Origin of the sequence: Sphingomonas sp. 2378 (genome assembly GCF_038084995.1) — a bacterium.
Classification (GTDB): Bacteria; Pseudomonadota; Alphaproteobacteria; order Sphingomonadales; family Sphingomonadaceae; genus Sphingomonas.
Window position 1 is genome coordinate 189,204 of sequence record NZ_JAXCMJ010000001.1, and the last position, 21,180, is coordinate 210,383.

Annotated in this window: 16 protein-coding genes; 7 read left to right on the top strand and 9 right to left on the bottom strand. The window is 67.1% G+C overall.

The window, feature by feature from the left end; all coding sequences use genetic code 11:
* Positions 1–60: 60 nt before the first annotated feature.
* From SM191_RS00860 to SM191_RS00870, 3 genes are read right to left on the bottom strand one after another with little or no spacing between them, the layout of a single operon-like run.
* The gene (locus tag SM191_RS00860) at positions 61–1,302 is read right to left on the bottom strand and encodes an ABC transporter permease (RefSeq protein WP_307000990.1); all 1,242 of its coding nucleotides are present in this window, start codon (positions 1,300–1,302) and stop codon (positions 61–63) included.
* Positions 1,302–2,738 carry an ABC transporter permease gene (locus tag SM191_RS00865; protein WP_341504535.1) on the bottom strand — a complete coding sequence of 479 codons (1,437 nt, stop codon included), beginning with the start codon at positions 2,736–2,738 and terminating at the stop codon, positions 1,302–1,304. Before SM191_RS00865 ends, SM191_RS00860 begins: the two co-directional genes overlap by 1 nt.
* Positions 2,735–3,472 (bottom strand): ABC transporter ATP-binding protein, encoded by a 738-nt coding sequence (locus SM191_RS00870; RefSeq protein ID WP_341504536.1) that lies wholly within the window; start codon positions 3,470–3,472, stop codon positions 2,735–2,737. Before SM191_RS00870 ends, SM191_RS00865 begins: the two co-directional genes overlap by 4 nt.
* 131 nt (positions 3,473–3,603) lie before the next feature.
* Here SM191_RS00870 and SM191_RS00875 point away from each other — a divergent pair, with 131 nt between their 5' ends.
* Both SM191_RS00875 and SM191_RS00880 read left to right on the top strand, forming a co-directional pair.
* Positions 3,604–5,709: a TonB-dependent siderophore receptor gene (locus tag SM191_RS00875; protein WP_341504537.1), complete on the top strand. Its 2,106-nt coding sequence runs from the start codon at positions 3,604–3,606 to the stop codon at positions 5,707–5,709.
* 5 nt (positions 5,710–5,714) lie between these two features.
* Positions 5,715–7,622: a TonB-dependent receptor domain-containing protein gene (locus tag SM191_RS00880; RefSeq protein ID WP_341504538.1), complete on the top strand. Its 1,908-nt coding sequence runs from the start codon at positions 5,715–5,717 to the stop codon at positions 7,620–7,622.
* A 64-nt stretch (positions 7,623–7,686) separates the two neighbouring features.
* Here SM191_RS00880 and SM191_RS00885 read toward each other — a convergent pair whose 3' ends face one another.
* The 6 genes from SM191_RS00885 to SM191_RS00910 form a co-directional block, all read right to left on the bottom strand.
* On the bottom strand, positions 7,687–8,415 hold the full coding sequence (locus tag SM191_RS00885) for a GntR family transcriptional regulator (protein ID WP_267433123.1): 729 nt from the start codon (positions 8,413–8,415) through the stop codon (positions 7,687–7,689).
* Positions 8,416–8,417: 2 nt separating this feature from the next.
* Positions 8,418–9,311, bottom strand: a complete 894-nt coding sequence (locus tag SM191_RS00890; RefSeq protein WP_341504586.1) for an N-acetylmuramic acid 6-phosphate etherase — start codon at positions 9,309–9,311, stop codon at positions 8,418–8,420.
* Entirely contained in the window at positions 9,311–10,885 is a 1,575-nt protein-coding gene (locus SM191_RS00895; RefSeq protein ID WP_341504539.1) for a sodium:solute symporter, read from the bottom strand. The genes SM191_RS00890 and SM191_RS00895 overlap by 1 nt, the downstream gene beginning before the upstream one ends.
* A 99-nt stretch (positions 10,886–10,984) precedes the next feature.
* On the bottom strand, positions 10,985–13,735 hold the full coding sequence (locus SM191_RS00900) for a TonB-dependent receptor plug domain-containing protein (RefSeq protein ID WP_341504540.1): 2,751 nt from the start codon (positions 13,733–13,735) through the stop codon (positions 10,985–10,987).
* Between the two features lie 121 nt (positions 13,736–13,856).
* Entirely contained in the window at positions 13,857–14,954 is a 1,098-nt protein-coding gene (locus tag SM191_RS00905; protein WP_341504541.1) for an anhydro-N-acetylmuramic acid kinase, read from the bottom strand.
* Positions 14,954–15,811: a hypothetical protein gene (locus tag SM191_RS00910; protein WP_341504542.1), complete on the bottom strand. Its 858-nt coding sequence runs from the start codon at positions 15,809–15,811 to the stop codon at positions 14,954–14,956. The genes SM191_RS00905 and SM191_RS00910 overlap by 1 nt, the downstream gene beginning before the upstream one ends.
* 136 nt (positions 15,812–15,947) lie before the next feature.
* Here SM191_RS00910 and dld point away from each other — a divergent pair, with 136 nt between their 5' ends.
* The 5 genes from dld (at position 15,948) to SM191_RS00935 (ending at position 21,169) form a co-directional block, all read left to right on the top strand.
* Complete coding sequence (gene dld, locus SM191_RS00915) at positions 15,948–17,657, top strand: D-lactate dehydrogenase (protein WP_341504544.1); 1,710 nt, start codon at positions 15,948–15,950, stop codon at positions 17,655–17,657.
* 100 nt (positions 17,658–17,757) lie between these two features.
* Positions 17,758–19,074 carry a serine hydrolase domain-containing protein gene (locus SM191_RS00920; RefSeq protein ID WP_341504545.1) on the top strand — a complete coding sequence of 439 codons (1,317 nt, stop codon included), beginning with the start codon at positions 17,758–17,760 and terminating at the stop codon, positions 19,072–19,074.
* Entirely contained in the window at positions 19,065–20,129 is a 1,065-nt protein-coding gene (locus SM191_RS00925; RefSeq protein ID WP_341504546.1) for a beta-N-acetylglucosaminidase domain-containing protein, read from the top strand. The genes SM191_RS00920 and SM191_RS00925 overlap by 10 nt, the downstream gene beginning before the upstream one ends.
* Positions 20,130–20,144: 15 nt before the next feature.
* Positions 20,145–21,029: a BadF/BadG/BcrA/BcrD ATPase family protein gene (locus tag SM191_RS00930; protein WP_307001002.1), complete on the top strand. Its 885-nt coding sequence runs from the start codon at positions 20,145–20,147 to the stop codon at positions 21,027–21,029.
* Positions 21,026–21,169 carry a hypothetical protein gene (locus SM191_RS00935; protein ID WP_307001003.1) on the top strand — a complete coding sequence of 48 codons (144 nt, stop codon included), beginning with the start codon at positions 21,026–21,028 and terminating at the stop codon, positions 21,167–21,169. Before SM191_RS00930 ends, SM191_RS00935 begins: the two co-directional genes overlap by 4 nt.
* The last annotated feature ends 11 nt before the right edge of the window (positions 21,170–21,180 follow it).

Below are 21,180 nucleotides of genomic sequence, written 5' to 3' on the forward strand. Positions count from 1 at the left end.
TGGGCGTCAATGACGAAGGCGACGTAGCATCATCGCCTATCGCATCCCCTTAACTCGCGTTCAGTATCGCGGTGCTCTGGCGAAGTCCGCCTTGCCGAAGGGCCGGTCGTGGAACATGTAGTCGTAATAGAATGCGCGCAACCGCCGGTGAAAGGCGCGGATGCGATCTTGATAGGCGAGTTGGGCGCTCAGATCGGTATGGGCGAGCCGCGTCAGCAACGCCTGGACTCCGACCGACGGGAGCAGCCAGCCCAGCGCGTCGGCGGTCGCGGCGCGCCGTTCCAGCCCTTGGCGATAGGCTTTCACTCGATCGGCGACGCTCTCGTCGCCATTCTGGTGGAAGGCGAAATACCATTTGTAATGGAAAGCGTCCGGCAGCGGCGGCGAGTCCGCCCATTGGGGGTGGCTGGCGTAGAAGCGGCGCATCGTTTCCTCACGCGGGATTTCCCAGGCGTGGTGGACATTTTCACGTTGTGCCAAGGCGATCTTGGCGCCTTCGTCAACGGGAATGGCGCGGTTGATGATCACGTTGGCGAGCGTTGGGATCACAAGGACGAGCACCAGCCACGATCCGGCCAGCGTCGCGGCATTGGCGGTCGATCCATGACCCAGACGCGACACCAGCCCGGCCAACCCGATCCAGAACAACAGATAGGCGCCCGCCACCGCCACCACGAGCAGCACGGTCCAGGCGGCGACCCCCGACAGGATCGCGCCGATTACGAACGGCACCGACAGGGCCGTCAACAGCAGCCCGAAACGGACCAGCCCGCGCCGCAGCCATAGTCGCCCCGCGCCCGGCAACGCGCCCAGCATTCGCGCCCGCCCGGCCTCGCGCTCGCCGGACTTCAGATCGTGAAACAGCGCGATGGCGAAGAGCGGCGCAAGGAAGACCAGCACGAAGGCGAAATCGAACCGCCCCGGCAGGGCCAGTTCGGGATTGAAGGTGTCGCCGTCATAGATCTGCGCCTCCAGACCCAGCGCCCGGACCCGCAGGATATAGGGCGCGACGTCGCGCATTCCGATAGCGGCGAAGGCGAGCGGTGCGGGCGCGTCCCAGGTCGGGTGGAAACTGTAATAGGCGGCGCTTCCCGCATCCTTTTCCCGATCGATATAGGTGGCGATCGCCCCGATATCCTCCGCCTGCGCGGGCGCAATCGCATCGATGGCGGCGCGCTGCCGCGCCATTTCGGCCATGCCGGCGGCGACGGCGGCGATGCTGAGCATGGCCAGCAGGACCAGCGCGATGCTCGCCATGCGCGACCGCCATAGCAGCCGCAATTCATGCATCCAGATCGCCATCACTTCGCTCCCAGCCGACGGGTGGCGAGGGCCAGCGCGCCCCCGGCCGCCAACAGCCACCCCAGCATGATCGCCAGCCCTGGCAGGCTCGCCCGCACCAGGGTCCGGGCATCGGGCTGGACGAAGGTGAATTCGGGGATACGGCGCCAGTTGTCCGCCCCGATCCGCTTGCGCCGGTCCGCCCCGGCGTCCTTGGCGGTGTCGTCGGCATAGCTGACCGCATCCGCCTGCAAGCGGTTCAGCCGCTGGACCAGGGCGTAGCGATAGGCCTCCGCCTGTTCGAGGAAGCGGCGGTGGCCGGCGAAGTCGGTGCCCGCCGCCGCCATCGACGCCTGGCGCAACGCGATGGTCGGGCTGAGCACGCCGACGCCGGTGACCAGCGCATTCTGCCGCGTCTGCGCCGCGAAACTGTCGGCAGCATAACGATCGAACAGCTTGCTGGTCATCGCCTCGCCTTCGAGCGCTAGGAGGCCCTTGTAGTTGACCGGCAGATCCTCGACGCGGGTCACGCCATAGCGTTTCAGCACGTCCGCCTTGAACTTCGCGAAATGCGGGTCGTCGGGATTATGGCTGTCGCCCATCCGCCGCAGGTCGCGGGCGATGGCGACATCGGTCTGTAGTCGGTTGGCGAGCGGATAGGCCGCACTCGCCATATCGGGGGCGACGCGCGGCAACAGCACGACGGTCACCGCCCAGGCCGCCAGCAAGGCGAGCAGCGCATCGCGGCGACGACGGACCAGCATCGACACGAGGATGATCGCCACCACCCACAGCGCGAGATAGGCGGCATAGGCCAGCGCGATCGCCAGCATCGGCCCCGCAAACGCCCCCGGCTGGCCGGAGATCAGGACGAAACCGATCATCGCGGGAAGCCCGACCAGCAGCGCGACCCCGCCCAGCGCGGCGAGCTTGCCCAGCACGATCGCCCGTGCCGACGCCCCTTGCAGCATCAGCGGGCGCAGCGTTCCCCCCTCCGTCTCGCGCGCGACGGCCCCATAGCCCAGGAAGATCAGCAGCAGCGGCGCCACGGCCTGAAGGACGAAGGCCGGGGTCAGCTGCCCGAAGCGGACCAGCGCCGAGCTTTGCCGCACATCGCCGAAATTGCTGCTATTCTGCCGATGCCCTTCGAGGAACATGGTGTTGCCGGTAAAGGCGTCGACGCCCGGATCGAAGGCGGCGAGCGGCCCGAGCGGGCGGAAGATAAAATGGCCGTAATGGACGACGCGGTGCGGGTGGCGGTCGGGCTGCGCCTCGAACGCATGGTTCGCCTCCGCCTGGTTGCGCGCACGGCTATCGGCGATGCCCTGTTGATGCGTCCAGGAGGTGACGACCGCGACCATCGTCAGCAGGAGCAGCAGCAGGACGGCCGTCACCGTGACGCGGTTGCGCCGCATCAGCCGCCATTCGTCGCGCGCGATCAGCGAGATCGCGTTCATGCGCCCGCGACCCCGGCGAACCGGTCGTGCAGGGCGCGTACGTCGAACCGGGCCTCACCCTCCGCCGCGACCTCGGCCACGATGCGTCCGCCTTCGAGGAAGCCGATGCGGTCGGCGACATCGGCGGCGCTGAGCAGGTCGTGCGTCACCATCAGCACGGCGGTGCCCCGCGAACGGACCGCGTGGAGCAGCGCGTTGAAATCGGCTGTCGCGCGCGGATCAAGGCCGGAGGTCGGCTCGTCGAGCAGCAGCACCGGCACCTCGCGGAGCAGCGCCACCGCGATGGCGACCTTTTGCCGCATTCCCTTGGAGAAGCCGCCCAGCCGCTGATCGAACGCCCGCTCCTGCAACCCCGCCGCCGCCAGGGCCCCGGCAATCGCCGCCCGGTCGCGCGGCGTACCCGACAGCGCCAGCAGATAATCCGAATTCTCGACCGCGCTGAGATGTTCGTACAGCGCAACATTTTCCGGCAGATAGGCGATGCGCCGTCGCGCCGCGTCGGGGTCGGTCGCGGGGTCGATCCCACTGACCCGGACGCTGCCTTCATCGACCCGGACGAAGCCCAGCAATGTCGACAAGGTCGTCGACTTGCCCGCGCCGTTCCCGCCGAGCAGCGCATAGATTTCGCCCGCCGCGACCGACAGCGTCAGGCAGTCGAGTACCTGATGGGCGCCATAAGAGAGAGTGGCATCCGCTATGGCGATTTCGGACGAGGCAGCGGGGGTTGAAGGCATGATCGACATGGCCCGATCACTGCCCTCTCGGCCACGCCACCGTCAACAGTCACGATGTATCATTTCATTGACAGGCGACAGACGATCGGTTTGTAGGCGCGTAACTGCGTATCATTTGCATCGAGGATTCCATGACGATCTGCCTGCGCCGACTCGCCCCGGCCCTGATTCTCGTGCCGCTACTGACCGCTACCGGTGTTCGCGCCGAGGGATCGGGCGAGCGCGTGCCGACGGAGGAGGAAACGACCGACGAGGTCGTCGTCACCGGATCGCGTAAGGCCAATGCCAGCATCAACGGGCTCGACATCGACCCGCATCTGCTGCCCCAGAATGTCCGCCTGCTCGACGATATGCTGATCGACCGAGCGGGCTTTACCGACCTGTCGCAGCTGTTCGATCTTGCCGGGGGCATGTCGCGGCAGAACAGCTTCGGCGGGGCATGGGATGCCTATGCGATCCGGGGCTTTTCCGGCGACATCAACCAGGGGCCGGATCTGCTGGTCAATCGCTTCAGCGCCAATCGCGGCTTCAATGCGCGCCGCGATGTGGCGACGGTCGAAAGTTTCCAGGTGCTGAAGGGTCCCGCCTCGGCACTGTCGGGCAAGGGCGAGCCGGGCGGCTCGATCAATATCGTGACGAAGGCGCCGCTCGACCATTTTCATGCGAGCGGCGAGCTGGGCTATGCCAGTTTCGATACGTGGCGCGGCAGCTTCGACATTGGCGGGCCGGTCGAGGGTGGCCTGTCGACGCGGGTGATCGGCGTCTATCAGGACGGCGGCAGCTTCCGCGACTTCGTCCATAACGACCGGTTGCTGTTCGCGCCGTCGATCGGCTGGCGGGTCAGCGACCGGGTGCGGCTGCTCTACCAGCTCGAATACAACCTCGTCCATTTCACCCATGATCGCGGCCTGGTCGCGGTGAACGGCAATGGCCGGGCACTGCCGCGCGACCGGTTCCTGGGCGAGCCCAATGACGGGCAGATGACCCAGCGCACGTCGCAGCATCAGGCGACGGCCTATGTCGACCTGGCCCCCGGCATCACGCTGGAGGGGGGTGTCCAGTATCGCGACGGCGCGTTGCTGGGCCAGTCGACGCACAATGCCGCGCTGGTCGGCACGCGGTTGCGACGGCAATTGCGCATCCACGATTACAAGTGGCAGGATCTGTCGGGTCGGATCGAGATCAGCGCCAACCGGACGCTGCTCGGCATCGGCAACCAGTTGCGGGTCGGCGCGGACGCCTTCGACTTCGACCAGCGGCGCGTCTTCTACCGTTTCAGCCCGACGGCGGCGCAGCCCTATGACATCGACATCTTCAACCCCGTCTATGGCCAGCCCAAGCCGGTCGCGCCGCTCAACCAGAATCTGCTCGAACGGCTGAGCGGACAGAGTGTCTATGCGCAGGATCTGCTGACGCTCGACGATCGCTTCTCGCTGCTGCTCGGCATCCGCCACGATTGGATACGGCAGGACAATGTGAACTATCGGAGCGGTCGCACCGACCGCCAGCGCCCGCAGGCGACCAGCCCCCGCGCCGCCTTCACCTTCGCGCCGAGCGAGCATGTCTCCACTTATGTCAGCTGGGGCCGGTCGTTCCGGTTCAACCAGGGCGTCGACGCCGCCGCCAATCCCTTCGCGCCCGAACGCGGCGAGGCCTGGGAAGCCGGGGTAAAGGTCGCGGCCCTGGCCAAGCGCCTGAACGGCACCGTCTCGCTGTTCCAGATCACCAAGCGCAACATCCTGGTCAACGATCCCGCCAATGCCGGTTTCTCGATCGCGACCGGCGAGGCGCGCAGCCGTGGCGTGGAAGCGGACGTCAATTATCGTGCCGGGGACCGGCTGACCCTGACCGGCGTCTATGCCTATACCGATGCGAAGGTGACGCGCGACACGCGGCCCGGCCTGACCGGCAGCGGCCTGTCGAACATCCCGCACCACAGCGGCGCGGCCTATGCCTTCTGGCAGTCGCGGGGGACCGATCCCGGATCGGTCGGCATCGGTGCCGGAGTGACCTATGTCGGCGAGCGGCCGGGCGACGATGTCGTCAGCGGCTTCCGCCTGCCGGGCTATGCCACCGCGCGCCTCAACCTGTCCTATCAGGTCGCCAAGGGACTGTCCGCGCATCTCGATGGCGAGAATCTGTTCGACGCCTATTATCTGGAAAGCAGCTATTCGAACGTGTGGATCACACCCGGCGCGCCGCGCACGATCCGCGCCCGGATCGCCGTCGCGCTGTGAGGCGGATGGCATGGGGGCTGGCGCTGGTCGCCGGGGGCTGGGCCATGCCCGCCGCCGGGCAGCGCACGGCCGAGAATACGGTGCGCGAGGCGGAGGACGGCTTCGGCAAGAGCGTCGGCAGCGAGTCCATCGGCATCTATGCCAGCGGCGAGGTGCGCGGCTTCAGCGCGACCGAGGCAGGGAACAACCGGATCGAGGGCGTCTACTGGGACCGTGCCGCCATATTAAGCAGCGTCATCACGCGGGAAACAACGACTCGCGTCGGCCTCAGCGCCTTTGGCTATCCCCTGCCCGCACCGACCGGGATCATCGACCATGAGATGCGGCGCGCGGGAACGAAACCGGTCGTCAGCGTGCAGGTGAACAGCGGCGACTATCTGGGGACCGACCTGGTCGTCGATGCGGCCATCCCGATCGGCGACCGGATCGGCATCAACTTGGATGCGGCGCTGTACGACGATGAGTATGTCAGCGGCGCCGGGGGCTGGTTTGTCAGCTATGGCGGGATTGCGCGGGTGCGGCCCGCCGACGGCGTCGAGTTGACCGGCTTCTATGGCGGCTACAGCTTTGGCGACGAGGAACAGGCACCGACGATCTTCACCGCCGATGGTCGCGTTCCGGGACGCATTCCCCGCCGCCGCTTCTTTGGGCAGGACTGGGCCGACTGGGCGGGGCAGGCCTTCAACTATGGCGGGCTGGCCAAGGCGACGCTCGGCAAATGGCAGGTCATGGCAGGTGCCTTTCGCAGCCGTTTCGCCCGCGACGAATATCACACCGCCTTTTATCGCGGGGTCGACGCGAACGGGGTGGGACGGTCCTTCGTCCTGGCGGGCGAGGATCAGACGACCGCCTCCACCTCGGGCGAGCTGCGGGTCAGCCGCCTGATCGAGGACGGTCCGCGTCGCCACCGGCTGCTCGTGTCGGTACGCGCTCGCGACGTGGCGGCGCGTTATGGCGGGCTGGCCACCGCCGATTTCGGGCTGGCGACGATCGGCGTTCCCGATCCAAAGCCCCAACCGCGGCTGGTTCCCGGCGAGCGGACGCGCGACGATGTGCAGCAGACGAGCTATGCCATCGGTTATGAACTGCGCTGGGCAAGGCTGCTCGAACTGAATCTGGGCCTGACACGCACCGATTACCGCAAGACGGTCGCGGTGCCGGGAGCGCCGGTCGTGCTCCAACACGACCGGCCATGGTTGTGGAACGCCGCGCTGGCGCTGCTGCCGACCGAGCGACTGACGCTCTACGCCGCGACGACGCGCGGGCTGGAGGAAAGCGGGATCGCGCCGGGCAATGCCAGCAATCCCGGCGCGGCGCTGCCCGCGCTGCGCACCCGGCAATATGAGGCGGGCGCGCGCTATGCCTTTTCCAGCGGCTGGCGGGCGACAGCGGCGGTGTTCGACATCGCCAAGCCCTATTTCGATCTCGACCGGCGCGACGGCATGTTTCGGCAGTTGGGCACCGTCACCCATCGCGGGGCGGAGGCGTCGCTGTCCGGCAGTCCGCTGGAGGGCTTGAGCATGGTCGCGGGCATGGTCTTGCTGCGTCCCCGCGTGACCGGCCAGGCGGTCGACGACGGACGGATCGGCGCGCGCCCCATCGGCCGCACGCCCCTGTTCATCGACGCCAGCGCCGATTATCGGATTCCGGGCCTTGCCGGTGTCTCGGTCGACGCCCATGCGACCTTCGAGGCGCGGCGGACCGCCAATGCCGCGAACACCGCCGCGCTCCCGGCCCGCGCCATTCTCGACCTCGGTGCCCGCTATCGCAGTCGCATCGGTCGCGTGCCGACGCTGCTGCGGCTACAGGTCCGAAACGTCGCCGACACATTCGGTTGGCGGGTGTCCGGCGGTGGCGGCTATACCCTGTTGCCGGGCCGCCGGGTGACCGCGAGCCTGACGGCGGATTTCTAGCACTGGGCCTTATCCCATGGCGTTCGCCGGAGAATCCGCGACCTGACCGTAGAGTGGCATTGCGTCAGACGACATTCAGATCCGTCACGAACTCGTAGCGGTCTCCGCGATAGACGGAGCGGGTGAATTCGACGATCCGCCCATCGGGAATTCGGGTGCAGCGTTCGATCCGCAAGACCTCGGAATTCTGTCGTACGTTGAGGATTCCGGCTTCGGTTTGCGTGGCGAGCGAGGCGCGGACGCGCTGCGTGCCCGATGTGGGTCGAAAGCCATGGACCTCAAGCGCCTGATAGAGCGAATCGCCCAGCGCATCGAGGTCGGGCATGAAGATCGCCGGAATCACCGCATGCTCGATCGCCAGCGGTTCATCGCCCGCCAGGCGGACACGGCCGAGGCGGGCGACGCGGGCATCGGGAGCCACCCCCACTGCCGCAGCTTCCTCTTCGGTCGCCAAGGCGTAGGATTTGTAGATCCAGACCACGCCGGGGTCCTGCCCGCGCGACCGGGTGTCGTCGGTAAAGCTGTTCAGCTTTGCCCCCGGCGCTTCGATCCGTCGCGCGACGAAGGTCCCCGAACCCTGCCTGCTGATCAGCACGCCTTCGTCGATCAACTGCTTGATGCCCTTGCGGACGGTGACGCGCGACAAGCCCACCATTTCGCTGAGTTCCCGTTCGGAGGGCAGCGCGCTCCCCGGATCGATCCCCCCGCCGTCGATATGCTCGCGCAGGCTCTGGGCGAGTTGCAGGTACAAGGGCGTCGCTTCGTCGCTCCGCGTCCAGGCGATGTCGCGCATCGTCACGCCTTCCGCGCGTCCAGCGCGTGCAGGGCGTCGCGCAGGCTGCCTTGATGCGCGTCGAGCAGCGCCCTCGCCTCGTCCAGGGGTAAGCCCATGGCGACCAGCACGCCACACCTTATGTCGTTCTCCGCGACGCCCAGCGCATGGATCGCCACCTCGGCATCCACGCCGGACAGTTCCTGGACCATGCGGCGAGCGCGTCGAAGGAGCTTCGCGTTGGATACGCGCATGGCCACCATCCGCCCGCGATAGACGAACCCCAGGCGCAGCATGAGGGCGGTGGACAACAGGTTCAGCACCGCCTTTTGCGCGGTTCCCGCCTTCATGCGGGTCGATCCCGCCAGGATTTCGCTGCCCGTATCGGCCAGCACATGATGCTCCGCCTGTTCGATCAGGGCCGTCCCCGGATTGTTGGCGATCCCGATCGTCAGCGCACCGAGCGTCCTGGCGTGCCGAACCGCGGCCACGGTGTACGGCGTCTGTCCGCTCGCCGCGACGCCGATGACGACATCGGACGGCGTGATCGCGCAGGCGTCGATGTCGGCCCGCGCCGCCTCGACATTGTCCTCCGCCCCTTCATACGCCTCCGTCAGCGCGCCGAAGCCGCCCGCCATCAGGAAGACCAGACGCTTCATCGGCCAGCAGAAAGTGGGGTTCAGTTCGGTACCGTCCTGCACGGCGAGCCGACCCGATGTGCCCGCGCCGACATAGATCAGGCGTCCGTCCTGGCCCAGCCGCGCCGCCGCCGCTTCGGCAGCCCGCGCGATCGCGGCCGTCTGCGACTGGATGGCGGCGATGGCGGCCATCTGCCCTTCCAGCATCGCTTCGACCGCCGATTCTGTCGGCCATTGGTCGAGGTCCAGATACCGGGCGTCGAGCGTTTCGGTGTTCATCATAGCATTGATCCCACTGGGAGCGTCGATGCGGAGCGGCCCGCTGGCGCGGCGCAGACCAGGAACGCCAAGGCCGTTCCTATGCAAAGCTGGAAAGGAAAGGATAGCCCGGTGAGCGCGAGCGGCAGGTCGATGGCCCGGGCAATCGCCGGTTGCAGCAGGATGATCGTCACGAAGCCGATCAACAGCGCCGCGATGGCCGAGCCGGTGGTGCCGCGCGTGGTGAACAACGCCGTGAAATACACGCCGAGCAGACCCGCATAGCTGAACACCATGACCTGCAACGCGAACTCCAGGAGGCCCATCGAACTGTGCCGCTGCCAATAGAAGGAAAGGACGGCCATCAGGAACATCGCGAAGCCGATGATGCCCATGCCCGCACGCCCGGCCTGGACGAAATGATGTTCCTCGACGGGCCCGCGCCGGTCGCGCCAGGGACGATAGAAATCCTGCACCAGGACCGACGACATCGCGTTAAGCGCCGAATTGGTGGTCGCCACCGCCGCCGCGCAAATGCCGATCGTCACCAGGCCGCGCAGGCCGCCGGGCAATTGGGTCAGGATATAGTGCATGAAGATGCTGATCTTCTGCCCCTCGAACCTGCTGGCCGCGACGGCGCCCGAACCGCTCATAAGGTCGGGACGGTCATAGAAGACGTACAGCAACAGGCCGATGACCATGAACATGCCGACGGTCGGCACGGTCGCCAGCACGGACAGGTAAAGGCTCCGCGCCCCCATCCTCGCATCCCGGCAGGACAGCAGGCGCTGCGTGGTATCCTGATCCATGCCCGCATTGGCGATGTAGAGCAGCGCGAGGCCCGTGACGATCGCCAGTACCGAGAAGGGCCGCGACAGGTCCAGCGAGAAGTCGAACAGGCGCAGCTTGTCCACGCCCTGCGGCGTATGCGCCAGCGCCTCCAGTATCTGGCCATTCGAGGCCGGGATCGACAGGCGCAGGAACACCAGCACCGCGATCGCCGAGCCGACATAGACGACGAACTGGATCAGGTCGTTCCACAATACCGACTTCAGACCGCCGACGAAGGTGAACGCCACGCTCGCCACGACCAGCGCGGCGGCGGCGAAGATGATGCCCTGCACACCCACGCCCCCCGTGACGACCATAGCCAGCGCGATGGCGGCCAGATACACGCGCGCGCCCCCGGCAAAGACCCGTCCCACCAGGAACATGCCCCCTGCCCAGCGGGTCGCCCGTTCGCTGAAACGCAAGGTCAGCAACTCATAGGCGGTGGTGGCGCGGATCGCATAGAAACGCGGGATCAGGACATGCGCCACGAAGATCGCGCCGATCAGGCCCCCGCAAATATTGCCGCTGAGATAGGTGAGGTCGCCGTGATAGCCATAGTCCGGCCCTCCCAGGAAGGTCGCGGCCGACTGCGTCGCGGACAGCACCGAAAGCGCGGCGAGCCACGCCGGCACGGTGCCGCCCGCCAGGAAATACTCGCGCGCCGACGTGGTATGGCGCGGCGTCAATATCCATCCGCCCACGACCAGCACGAGCAGATAGCCCGCGATCACCAGCCAGTCGGCCATGGAGAAGGGCAGCGTCATCGAAGCATACTCCGATCGCCCGGAACCGAACGTCCACGGGCATGAGGCGAATGCGTCCGGCCCGCGCATCGGGCCGGGCGCCATAGCAAGGCTATCCGATCACAGATGCGCGGTCAGCGAGAAGCCGATCGTCCGCCCCAATATGTCGTAAGTGTCGGGGAAGGTGTTGAAGACACCGCCGGTCGACACGCGCGGCGGCGTCTTGTCGAAGAGGTTGTAGACGCCCGCGCTCATCGTCACGCCATCGGTGAAATCGTACGATGCCGACAGGTCGAAGATATCCTGCGCCGGAAGCGTCTCGGTCGACCCGACCGTGCTCGACCGGACCTTGCCGATACGCTGCCAGTCGAACTGGATCACGCCCTTGTCGAGCCGCCAGCCGAGCCCGGCGGTGTGGCGATAGTCCGGTTGGACAAGGGTCGTGCCGTCGCTCGAACAGGTCGCGCCGAACGTGCCCTTGCACTGCACCGCCGACACGGTCGGGTTCGCCTGGATCAGGTAGGAGGTGACGATGTTGCCCTGATAGCTCGCGCGGACACCCCTGCCCGGCAGCCAGTCCGGCCGCAGCGTATAGGCTGCCGAGATGTCGAAGCCGCGTTGCAGCAGACGGCCCAGATTCTGGTTGTTGACGAACGCATCGGCGAAGGTGCCGTTCGCGTTGCGCGTGACCAGCGCGCACAGCGGATTGCTCGCGCTCGGATTGGTGATGTAGCAGCTCGTGATCGCCGCGATCGGCTGGATCACGCCGACCGCCCCGCGCAGGTCGAGGTTATAATAGTCGACCGTCACGTTCAGGCCCGGCAGGAAGGTCGGCGTGAACACCGCACCCGCCGTCGTCGTATAGCCCGTCTCCGGCTTGATGTCGGGATTGCCGCCATAATAATAGTTGCCGGTCAGATAGCCGGGGGCGGTGGAATTGGCCGAGCCGACCGCCGGAGCACCGAACCGCGCGCATTGCGCCGCATTGCCGGTACCGATCACGCAAGGATCGCCGCCATAGCGCGGCTTCAGGCGATCGACCGTGACCAGACTGTTGAGCGGCAGCGAGGAAGTGCTGGCGGCGAACTCGCCGAAATTGGGCGTCCGCAACACCCGCTGATAGGTGCCGCGCAGCCGCAGGTTGCGGTCGACTTCCCAATTGCCTTCGACCTTCCACGTGCCGTGCGTGCCGAACAGGTTATAGTCCGACAGGCGATAGGCGCCGCCGACGTCGAGCTTGCGGATCAGCGGCGTGTCGTGGATCAGCGGGACGAGGAGTTCGCCATAGAGTTCGATGACGTCGAACGCCCCGCGATAGGCGGCCTGCACGCCCTGGCGATAGGTATTGCCGGACAGCAGCGCGCTGTCCTGATTGATGCTCGCCGTTTCGCGCCGATACTCGACGCCGCCTGCGAAACCGATGGGACCTGCGGGCAGGGAAAACAGATCGGCCAGCGTGCCGCTCAGCGTCCCCGCCGTGACGAACTGGTCGCGCTTGCGAATGAAGCCGTCGATCGTGCTGCCCAGCGCGGCGGCGAGGCCGGGCCGGTTGGGGCCGAAGATGTTCACCGAATTGACGATCGACGCGAAATTGTTGGCGCCGGCCGCGTTGGTGACGAGGCCGTCGCCCGAGATCAGGGACGATTCGGTCGAACGGCCATATTGCGCATAGACGTTCCACCGCACCGCATCGGTCAATGGCCCACGCAGCCCCGACTGGACCTGCAAGGTGTTGCGCTCGGTCGCATAGGTGATCAGGCCCAGCTCGGCGAGAGAACGCGACACGTTCACCTGCGCGGTGCCGTTCACGAAGGTCAACTGGTTGCGGATCGCGTCGGTCAGAAACGGATTGGTCGCGCTGATCGCGACATTACGGTTGACCGAGGCGGGCGCCGCACCGGGAGTACCCGTCTCCTCGGTCCGGGCATTGGTATACATGGCCCGGCCATAGAGCTCGACCTGCGGCGTGACCTCGTATTTGTACAGCGCCGCCACGTTGATGCGCTTGAGCGGTGAGATCAGCGGATAGCTGGCCGAAATGTTGGATGTGGGCGAAGGACTGGTCGTGAACGCGCCATCGTCGGTGAAGCCGAAGCGGCGACCGCTCGCGACATCGGTAAAGACGCCGCCGAGGCTTGGGATCGTCTGGTTGGGCGTCGCGGCCCAGTCGCGCTGTCCGGCGCGCACCCCGTCCCGCTGGGTATAGTCCGCCGCGATCACCAAGTTGCCACGATCACCGATGCCGGTGCCCAGCATCAGCGAGCCGCCATATTGCGCGCCGCCCTGGACCGACAACCGGCTGGTTGCGGTGCCGCGAATGCCCTCATACTCGTCGTTGAGGATGAAGTTTACGACGCCCGCCACGGCATCCGCGCCGTAAACCGCCGCCGCGCCGCCGGTCAGCACGTCGACACGCTTGATGAGCGAGGCGGGAATCGCATTGACGTCGACCGAGTTGCGGAAGCTGAACGGCGCCGCACGCGTGCCGTCGATCAGCACCAGCGAGCGGCTTTGGCCGAAATTGCGCAGTTCGAGGACCTGGGCGCCGAACGCATCGCTGCCCTGCGAGCCCTGACGCACGCCGCCCGACAATTGCGGAATGGCGGTGGAGAAATCCTCGATCGTCAGGGCGGAGCGCAACTTGATCTGCTCCTCGCTGGTCGAGGCGACCGGGCTGCTGGAGGTCAGGCCGGGAACGGGAATGCGCGTGCCCGTCACCACGACCTCGTCACCGGTCGTCGAAGCGTCCTGGGGCGCGGGGGTAGCCGACGTCGCCGGACCGGTCTGCGCCAGCGCGGCGCCGGGTGCCTGGATCAGGGCGACGGCCAGTGCGGCTGCGGCTACGCTCTGTCGGTATGACGTCATGATCATCAAAGTCCCTCCCTGATATGCCCCAACCCGGTCCGCCTATCATGGAACATGTCGCACGACGGGCCCGGAAACCCGCCCCGATCATGCATACCTGTCACCAACATGTAAAGATGTGGTATCATCATTTGGTATTACACACGGGATACCATAGCTGTCCGCCCGTCAGCGGCGCGGCAACGCCGGTCGTGCCCGGGAAGGTCAGCGGCAGGCCCTGCAGGCTGCGCGCGGCTAGGAACGCCATCGCCTCGGCCTCGATGAAATCGCTGCGCAAGGCGATGTCGTCCGCCGTCCGGCATGTCCCGAGTCGATCGCGCAGCGCCGCCATCAGCGCCGGATTATGGCTGCCCCCGCCGCATATGATCCAGCATTCGGGCGGGGCGGGCAGCATGCGGGCCGCCAGGGCGACAGCCTCGGCCGTGAAAGCGGTGAGCGTCGCGGCGGCGTCTTCCAGCGAACAGGTCGCCGCCCAGTCGAGCGGAAAGTCATAGCGATCGAGCGATTTCGCCCCCTCCCCACGGAAATAGTCGTGCGCCAGGAGCCGGGCCAGTATCTCCGCATCGACGCTGCCTGCTGCCGCGAACCGGCCACCATCGTCATAACGGCCCGCGCCACGCGCCTGGACGACCTGATCGATCAGGCCATTGCCCGGCCCCGTATCGAACGCGACCAGCGTGCCCTCCGCGCCGACCCAGGTCAGGTTCGCCACACCACCGACGTTAAGGAACGCGACCGGTCGCGTGAGCCCGAGATAGTCGGCAAGCGCGGCGTGATAGACCGGCACCAGCGGGGCCCCCTGCCCGCCCGCGCGCAAATCGTCCTGCCGCATCTGCGCGACCACCGGCACGCCCAGGGCATCCGCCAGCATCCGGGGATCGCCGATCTGGACGGACAAGCCCCGCTCTGGCCGATGAAGCAACGTCTGGCCGTGAAAACCGATCAATGCCGGGCGGCACCCGGCCTCCGCGATAACCCGTTCACCAACCTCGACATGCAGCCGCACGATGAGGTCGGATGCGGGATCGAACGACGACGGCACCGCGCCATAGCCGTTCCACGCCAGAGCATCGCGGGTCGCCTGCTCGATGATCGTGCGTTCGGCACTCGTAAACGGGATGATCGCCGTGGGGCCGAACGCCTCGATCCGCTCACCATCGGTCTCGATCATCGCGACATCGACACCGTCGAGCGACGTCCCGCTCATATAGCCCATCACCAGCATCAGCGCGTCGGGTCCCAGGTGCAGACGATCAGGCTGGCATCGTCGTGCCGCTTCACACGGACATGACGCAGCAAAGAATCCGGCTCGCTCTCGATATCGCGCAATCGTGCAAGCCAGGCGGCCCCGTCCTCCGGCGTGGCGATCGCCAGCAGATCGGCAGGCGTCGCTATCCCGAACAACTCGACGAGCCGCAGGAACCCGTCGCTGGCGATGGCGAAGCGTTGGCCGGGCCGGAGCGGCACCGTCGCCTGCCAGACATGGTCCGCCGCGGCGGGCTCGGTGCCGAGCACCCAATAGCCGCCCTCACGATTTTTGAGACGGCGATTGTCGCTCAGGCCCGGCAACAGGCGAAGCTTCAAGGCATCATTATCGATCGAGGGATCTTCCTCGCGGATCGCCTTGACCGCAGCAAGGGTCCGCGCCTCGACGGTATCGAGCGCATAGGTGCCGAACAATCGCGCAGTCCCCGCATCGTCCACCGTCACCACGCGACAGTCAGCAAGCGCCGTGATCTCGGCGACGTCGCCCTGCCTGCGGATCATGGCAAAGGCCGCCGAGGGATGCTCATGCGTGCCGTCGGCGGCGCGACGCTGGGCATCCGCGAGCGCGGCAGCACAGCGCGTCATGACCAGGCGCAACATCTCGATCGTGGATCGATCCGGATCTTCCGCCAGCGCCTCGGCGATCAGCCGGCTGGCGGTATGCGCGAACCAGGCCGCGTCACTCGGGGCGTCCAGCAGGGATGGACCGACGCCCGTAGCCCCGTCGATCACCCAGGCCGCGTCGCCATGATGGCCGATCGCATCCTCGTTCACCATGCTCCCGCCATCGGAGAGCGCGACATCGATCCTCAGCATTCCATGCTCCCGATCCGATCTTCATGCGATGGGACATGCTACGCCGATGCTCGCAGACATGCAAACCAATAGCATGCCACTTGCGTCATTCGGCATAGTGGTATTTACTCGGGTTATGACGTTCCCTCGGCGCACCATGACCGACACCGCAACGTTGCTCGCCCGGCTGTGTGCCACGGTCGGTCGCCGCCACGTCCTGACCACGGCGCGTGCCACCGCCCGTTTCCGCAAAGGCTATCGCACCGGCGGGGGACCGGCCATCGCCGTGGTACGACCGGGCAGTCTGGTCGAGATGTGGCGCGTCGCACAGGCCTGCGTCGCCGCCGATGTCTCGATCCTCCTGCAAGCGTCGAATACCGGACTGACCGGTGGCTCCACCCCCGATGGCGATGATTATCCGGGCGGCCTCGTCATCATCAGCACCACGCGATTGTCGCGGCTGACCGTGATTCGAGGGGGTGAGCAGGTGGTGTGCCTGCCCGGCGCGACCCTGTACGAGCTCGAACAGGCCTTGCGACCTTATGGACGAGAGCCGCATTCGGTGATCGGGTCATCCTGTTTCGGGGCGTCGGTCGTCGGCGGCATCTGCAACAATTCGGGCGGTTCGCTGATCCGGCGCGGGCCCGCTTATACCCAGTTGGCCCTGTTCGCCGCCGTCGAGCCCGATGGCACCCTGACCCTGGTCAATCATCTGGGCATCGCGCTGGGCGACGATCCGGAGACGATCCTGTCCCGCCTCGATCGCGGCGATTTCAGCGACGCCGATATCGAGGACGCGGGCGATCGATGGGCGCACGATCACCGCTATGCCGAACATGTCCGGGCGATCGACAGCCATGTCCCCGCCCGCTTCAATGCCGACCCGCGCTGTCTGTTCGAGGCGGCGGGAAGTGCGGGCAAGCTGATCGTCTTCGCGGTCCGCCTCGACACCTTCGCGCGCGAAGAGGGCACCGCCACCTTCTATATCGGCACCAATGAACCCGACCGCCTGACCGACCTGCGGCGGACGATGCTGCGCGATTTCGACAGTCTGCCGATCGCGGGCGAATATATGCACCGCACCGCCTTCGACGTGGCGGATCGCTATGGCCGCGACACCTTCTTCGCGATCGAGCGGCTCGGCACCGACCGGCTGCCTGCGCTTTTCGCCGCCAAGGCCCGCTTCGATGCCGTGGCCGATCGTATGTCCCGGGGGTTGAGCGACCGCCTGCTGCAGGCGGCGGGGCGTTTCCTACCGGATCACCTGCCCGCCTGGATGCGGAGCTATCGCGATCGCTTCGCGCATCACCTGATGCTGAAGGTGTCGGGCGACCAGATCGACCAGACCCGCGCCCTGCTCACCCGGCTGTTTCCCGGCGACGACGCGGGCGACCATGTCCAATGCAGCGCAGCGGACAGCGCCAAGGCGTTCCTCCACCGGTTCGTCGCGGCGGGTGCCGCGGTCCGCTACCGGGCGGTCCATGCCGACACCGTCGCCGATATCGTCGCGCTCGACGTCGCCCTGCCCCGCAATGCCGAAACATGGACCGAGACGTTGCCGCCCGCGCTCGACGCCCAGGTCATACATGCGCTCTATTACGGCCATTTCTTCTGCCATGTCTTCCATCAGGACTATATCGTCCGAAAAGGCAACGACCCCGTGGCGTTCGAGCATGCGCTATGGGCATTGCTCGACGCGCGCGGGGCGCAATATCCGGCCGAGCACAATGTCGGCCACCTCTATGTCGCACCGCCCGCGCTGGCCGAATTCTACCGCCGGATCGATCCACGAAACCAGCTCAACCCCGGCATCGGCCAGACGCCCCGTGCGCGCCACTGGTGCAACGCATCGGACGGTCCGGCTTGAGCGTCCGTCGCCCCCGGGGCCATGGCCAGCCGTTATGGACGTCCGCCATGGTGGAATGGGTGGCCATCCGTCGGCATGCTATGGCGGAGCGATGGAGCGCATGAAGTTTCGAGCCGCGCGAACCCGCCGCGCCCGCATCGCCCCACTTCTCGCGTGGCTCGCCATCTGCGCCGCGCCTGCGTCCGCCGCGCCTGCCGCCTGCCCGACCCTGAGCGCCCCATCGAACCGCGCCAGCGATACGCGCTTCGCCCGGATCGACGCGGCGGTCCGCGGCGGCGTCGGTACGCTCTATCCGGGCGCGGTGCTGCTCGTGACCGATCGCGGGCGGATCGTCCATCGCGCGGCCTTCGGCCATGCCCAGACGCTGACCACGGCACCGGACGGCACGCCGCACCCACTCGCAACGCCGCGAGCAATGAGCGTCGATACGCTCTTCGACATGGCCTCCGTTACCAAGATCGAGGCGACGACCGCCGCAATCCTGCATCTCATGGGCACCCGCCGCCTGTCCCTCGACGACCGGCTGGGCGCGCTGCTGCCGGAGTTTCGGGGGACCGACAAGGCGGACATCACCGTCCGTCAATTGCTGACCCACCGCGCAGGGCTATGGGAATGGCAGCCGACCTGGCTCCACCGCGACGCCTCGGGCGAGATACTCCCCTATCTGGCGGCCCTGCCACTTCGCTATCCGGTGGGTTCGCGCTTCGCCTATTCCGACCTTGGCTTCATGCTGCTGGGGGCGGTCGTCGAGCGGGTCGCGGGCATGAAGCTGGACCGCTATGTCCGCGAAAGGCTCTATCGTCCGCTGGGCATGACCGATACCGGTTTCCTGCCGTCATCGACCTTGCGCCGACGTGCCGCCGCGACATCGCAGGGCGACGCGTATCAGCGGCGCATGGCGGAAACCGGCAAGCCCTATCCCGCCGCGCCCTTCCCGCCCGCCCAGCCCTTTGCCAGTTATCGAAACCATATGCTGGTCGGCGAGGCGAACGATGCCAATGCGGCGCTCGGCTGGCGCGGTGTGGCGGGGCATGCCGGGCTGTTCTCGACCGCGACCGACCTTGCCCGCTATGCGCAGGCGCTGCTGAACGGTGGCTGCCATGGCCGCTGGCGGCTCGCACCCGCCTCGACGATCGCCGCATTCGAGCAGACGCCGTTCGACGCCGATCAAGCCCTGGGCTTCCACAAGACGCAGCTCCCCGGGATCGCCGCCCCCTTTTACGGCCATTCGGGCTTTACCGGCACCTGGTTCGCCTTCTCCCCGCAACTGGACATGACCGTCGTGCTGCTCACCAACCGGGTCCACCGTCCGGACGGCGAGCCCTATCCCGCGCTCGACACCCTGCGCGAGGCGGTGCTGCGGGATGCGGTGGCGACGGTGCTCGATAATCGCAATAAGGAGAAGACATGGCGCTGAACCTGGGCGTGATCGAGGGCTTTTTCGGCAAGCCTTGGAGCTGGGCGGACCGTACCACGGTGCTGCGCACGCTGGCGGGGGCGGGCTATCGTTTCTATCATTACGGGCCCAAGGCCGACCCGTTCCTGCGCCGCCGCTGGCACGAGCCGCATCCGCCGGAACAATTCGCCACGCTGGCCGCCTTCGCCGCCGAGTGCAGGAGGTTGGGCGTGCGCTTCGGCGTGGCGCTCACCCCGGCGGGCAGCACGCATCCTTTCAACGAGGAATCCCGTGCGGCGCTGACGCGGAAGCTGCGGCAATTCGACGCGCTGGGCATCGACGACCTCGCCATCCTGTTCGACGACCTGCCCGCCGACCTGCCCGATCTGGCGCGGAGTCAGGCCGAACTGGTCGGCTTCTGCGCGAACAACAGCCGCGCGACCCAGGTCTTCTTCTGCCCGAGCTTCTATTCGGACGATCCGATCCTGGAACGCGCCTGGGGCAAGCGGCCGCCGGACTATCTGCATCAGCTCGGCCGCCATCTCGATCGCAAGGTGCGGGTCTATTGGACCGGCGAGGAAGTGGTCTCGCGCGAGATCGGCGTCGCCCATCTGGAGCGGGTGCAGCACGAACTCGGGCGCAAGGTGTGCCTGTGGGACAATTATCCCGTCAATGACGGCGTGCGCATGTCGCAGTATCTCCACCTGCGCGCCTTTACCGGTCGCCCGGCCGCGATCCGCCATCATGTCACCGGCCATGCGATCAACCCCGCGTCGCAACCGCTCCTGTCCTGCATCCCGGCACTGACGCTCGCCGCCAGCTACCGCGAAGGGGAACGCTACGCCTATGGCCAGGCCTTTCTGACGGCGGCGACCAAGGTGCTGGGCGCCGATTTGGCGACCCTGTTGCACCGGGATATCCTGCCGCTTCAGGATACCGGCCTCGACAATCTCGGCCCTCGTTTCGCCGAGTTGCGCGAGCGCTATGGGGCGATCGATCATCCGGCGGCGCGCGAAATCACCGACTGGCTGGACGGTCGCTTCCGCACGACGCTGGAAGAGGTGCAGACGCAGTAGAGGCAAGGATCGGACATGACGCAGTTCTTTCTCGGCGTGGACGCGGGTGGCAGCCATTGCCGTTGCCGCCTGGTCGACGGCACCGGTCAGGTGCTGGCCACCGCCCAGGCGGGCCCGGCCAATGCCGGACTGGGGCTGGACGCGCTCTATGCGACGCTGCGCCGGGTGACCGAGGACGCGGTCCGCGCGGCGGGGCTGGACGCGGCGCAGGTCGCGGGGGTCCGGGCGGCGATGGGTATCGCGGGCATCTCGCGGCCCGGCGTGCGGGCGGCGCTGGAGGGCTTCGCCTTTCCCTTCGCCTCGACGGTGTTCGACACCGATGCCGTCATCGCCAATCTGGGGGCCCATGGCGGCGGCGACGGGGCGATATTGATCATCGGTACCGGCAGCATCGCGCAGGTGCGCGTGGGGGGGCAGAGCTTCCGGATCGGCGGCTATGGCTTTCCGATTTCGGACGAGGGCAGCGGCGCGGCCCTGGGCCTCAGCGCGATGCGCCATGCGCTGCGGGCGCTGGACGGGCGGACCCGCGCGACGCCGCTCAGCACCGCCGTCACCGAGCGGTTCGGCCATGATACGGCCCGCGCCATCGCCTGGATGGATCAGGCGACCCCGCGCGACTATGGCAGCTTCGCGCCGCTGGTGATGGACTATGCCGAGGCGGACGATGCGATCGCCCGCTCGATCGTCGAGGATGCCGCAGGCCATATCGAACGGTTCATCGAGACGATCTATGAACGCGGCGCGCCCCGCTGCGCGCTGCTCGGCGGCCTGTCGGCGAAGATGCGCCCCTGGTTGCGCGCACGAACCGTCGCCCGGCTCAGCGAACCGCTGGGCGATGCGTTGAGCGGAGCGCTGTATCTTGCGGGCCTGCCCACCCGGACGACGGAGATTTTGCCATGATCGCGCGCCGCCGCTTCCTCGCCGCCACCGGGCTGGCCGCGCTCGGCCCGGTCGCCGCACCGTTGCTCAAGGCGTTGCCCGCGCCGCCGCCCGCCCCGGCTCTGCTCGCGTCCAATGCGCTCGCGCTGTTGCGGGGCTGATCGACCGCCGC

Bases quoted from the DNA above. Each gene is read 5' to 3' on its own strand.
- SM191_RS00935 (WP_307001003.1), top strand. From the start codon at position 21,026: ATGATCGCGCGCCGCCGCTTCCTCGCCGCCACCGGGCTGGCCGCGCTC.
- SM191_RS00860 (WP_307000990.1), bottom strand. From the start codon at position 1,302: ATGGCGATCTGGATGCATGAATTGCGGCTGCTATGGCGGTCGCGCATG.
- SM191_RS00885 (WP_267433123.1), bottom strand. From the start codon at position 8,415: ATGCGCGACATCGCCTGGACGCGGAGCGACGAAGCGACGCCCTTGTAC.
- SM191_RS00910 (WP_341504542.1), bottom strand. From the start codon at position 15,811: ATGCTGAGGATCGATGTCGCGCTCTCCGATGGCGGGAGCATGGTGAAC.
- SM191_RS00905 (WP_341504541.1), bottom strand. From the start codon at position 14,954: ATGCTGGTGATGGGCTATATGAGCGGGACGTCGCTCGACGGTGTCGAT.
- SM191_RS00875 (WP_341504537.1), top strand. From the start codon at position 3,604: ATGACGATCTGCCTGCGCCGACTCGCCCCGGCCCTGATTCTCGTGCCG.
- SM191_RS00895 (WP_341504539.1), bottom strand. From the start codon at position 10,885: ATGACGCTGCCCTTCTCCATGGCCGACTGGCTGGTGATCGCGGGCTAT.
- SM191_RS00920 (WP_341504545.1), top strand. From the start codon at position 17,758: ATGAAGTTTCGAGCCGCGCGAACCCGCCGCGCCCGCATCGCCCCACTT.
- SM191_RS00865 (WP_341504535.1), bottom strand. From the start codon at position 2,738: ATGAACGCGATCTCGCTGATCGCGCGCGACGAATGGCGGCTGATGCGG.
- SM191_RS00930 (WP_307001002.1), top strand. From the start codon at position 20,145: ATGACGCAGTTCTTTCTCGGCGTGGACGCGGGTGGCAGCCATTGCCGT.
- SM191_RS00900 (WP_341504540.1), bottom strand. From the start codon at position 13,735: ATGATCATGACGTCATACCGACAGAGCGTAGCCGCAGCCGCACTGGCC.
- SM191_RS00880 (WP_341504538.1), top strand. From the start codon at position 5,715: ATGGCATGGGGGCTGGCGCTGGTCGCCGGGGGCTGGGCCATGCCCGCC.
- dld (WP_341504544.1), top strand. From the start codon at position 15,948: ATGACCGACACCGCAACGTTGCTCGCCCGGCTGTGTGCCACGGTCGGT.
- SM191_RS00870 (WP_341504536.1), bottom strand. From the start codon at position 3,472: ATGCCTTCAACCCCCGCTGCCTCGTCCGAAATCGCCATAGCGGATGCC.
- SM191_RS00925 (WP_341504546.1), top strand. From the start codon at position 19,065: ATGGCGCTGAACCTGGGCGTGATCGAGGGCTTTTTCGGCAAGCCTTGG.
- SM191_RS00890 (WP_341504586.1), bottom strand. From the start codon at position 9,311: ATGAACACCGAAACGCTCGACGCCCGGTATCTGGACCTCGACCAATGG.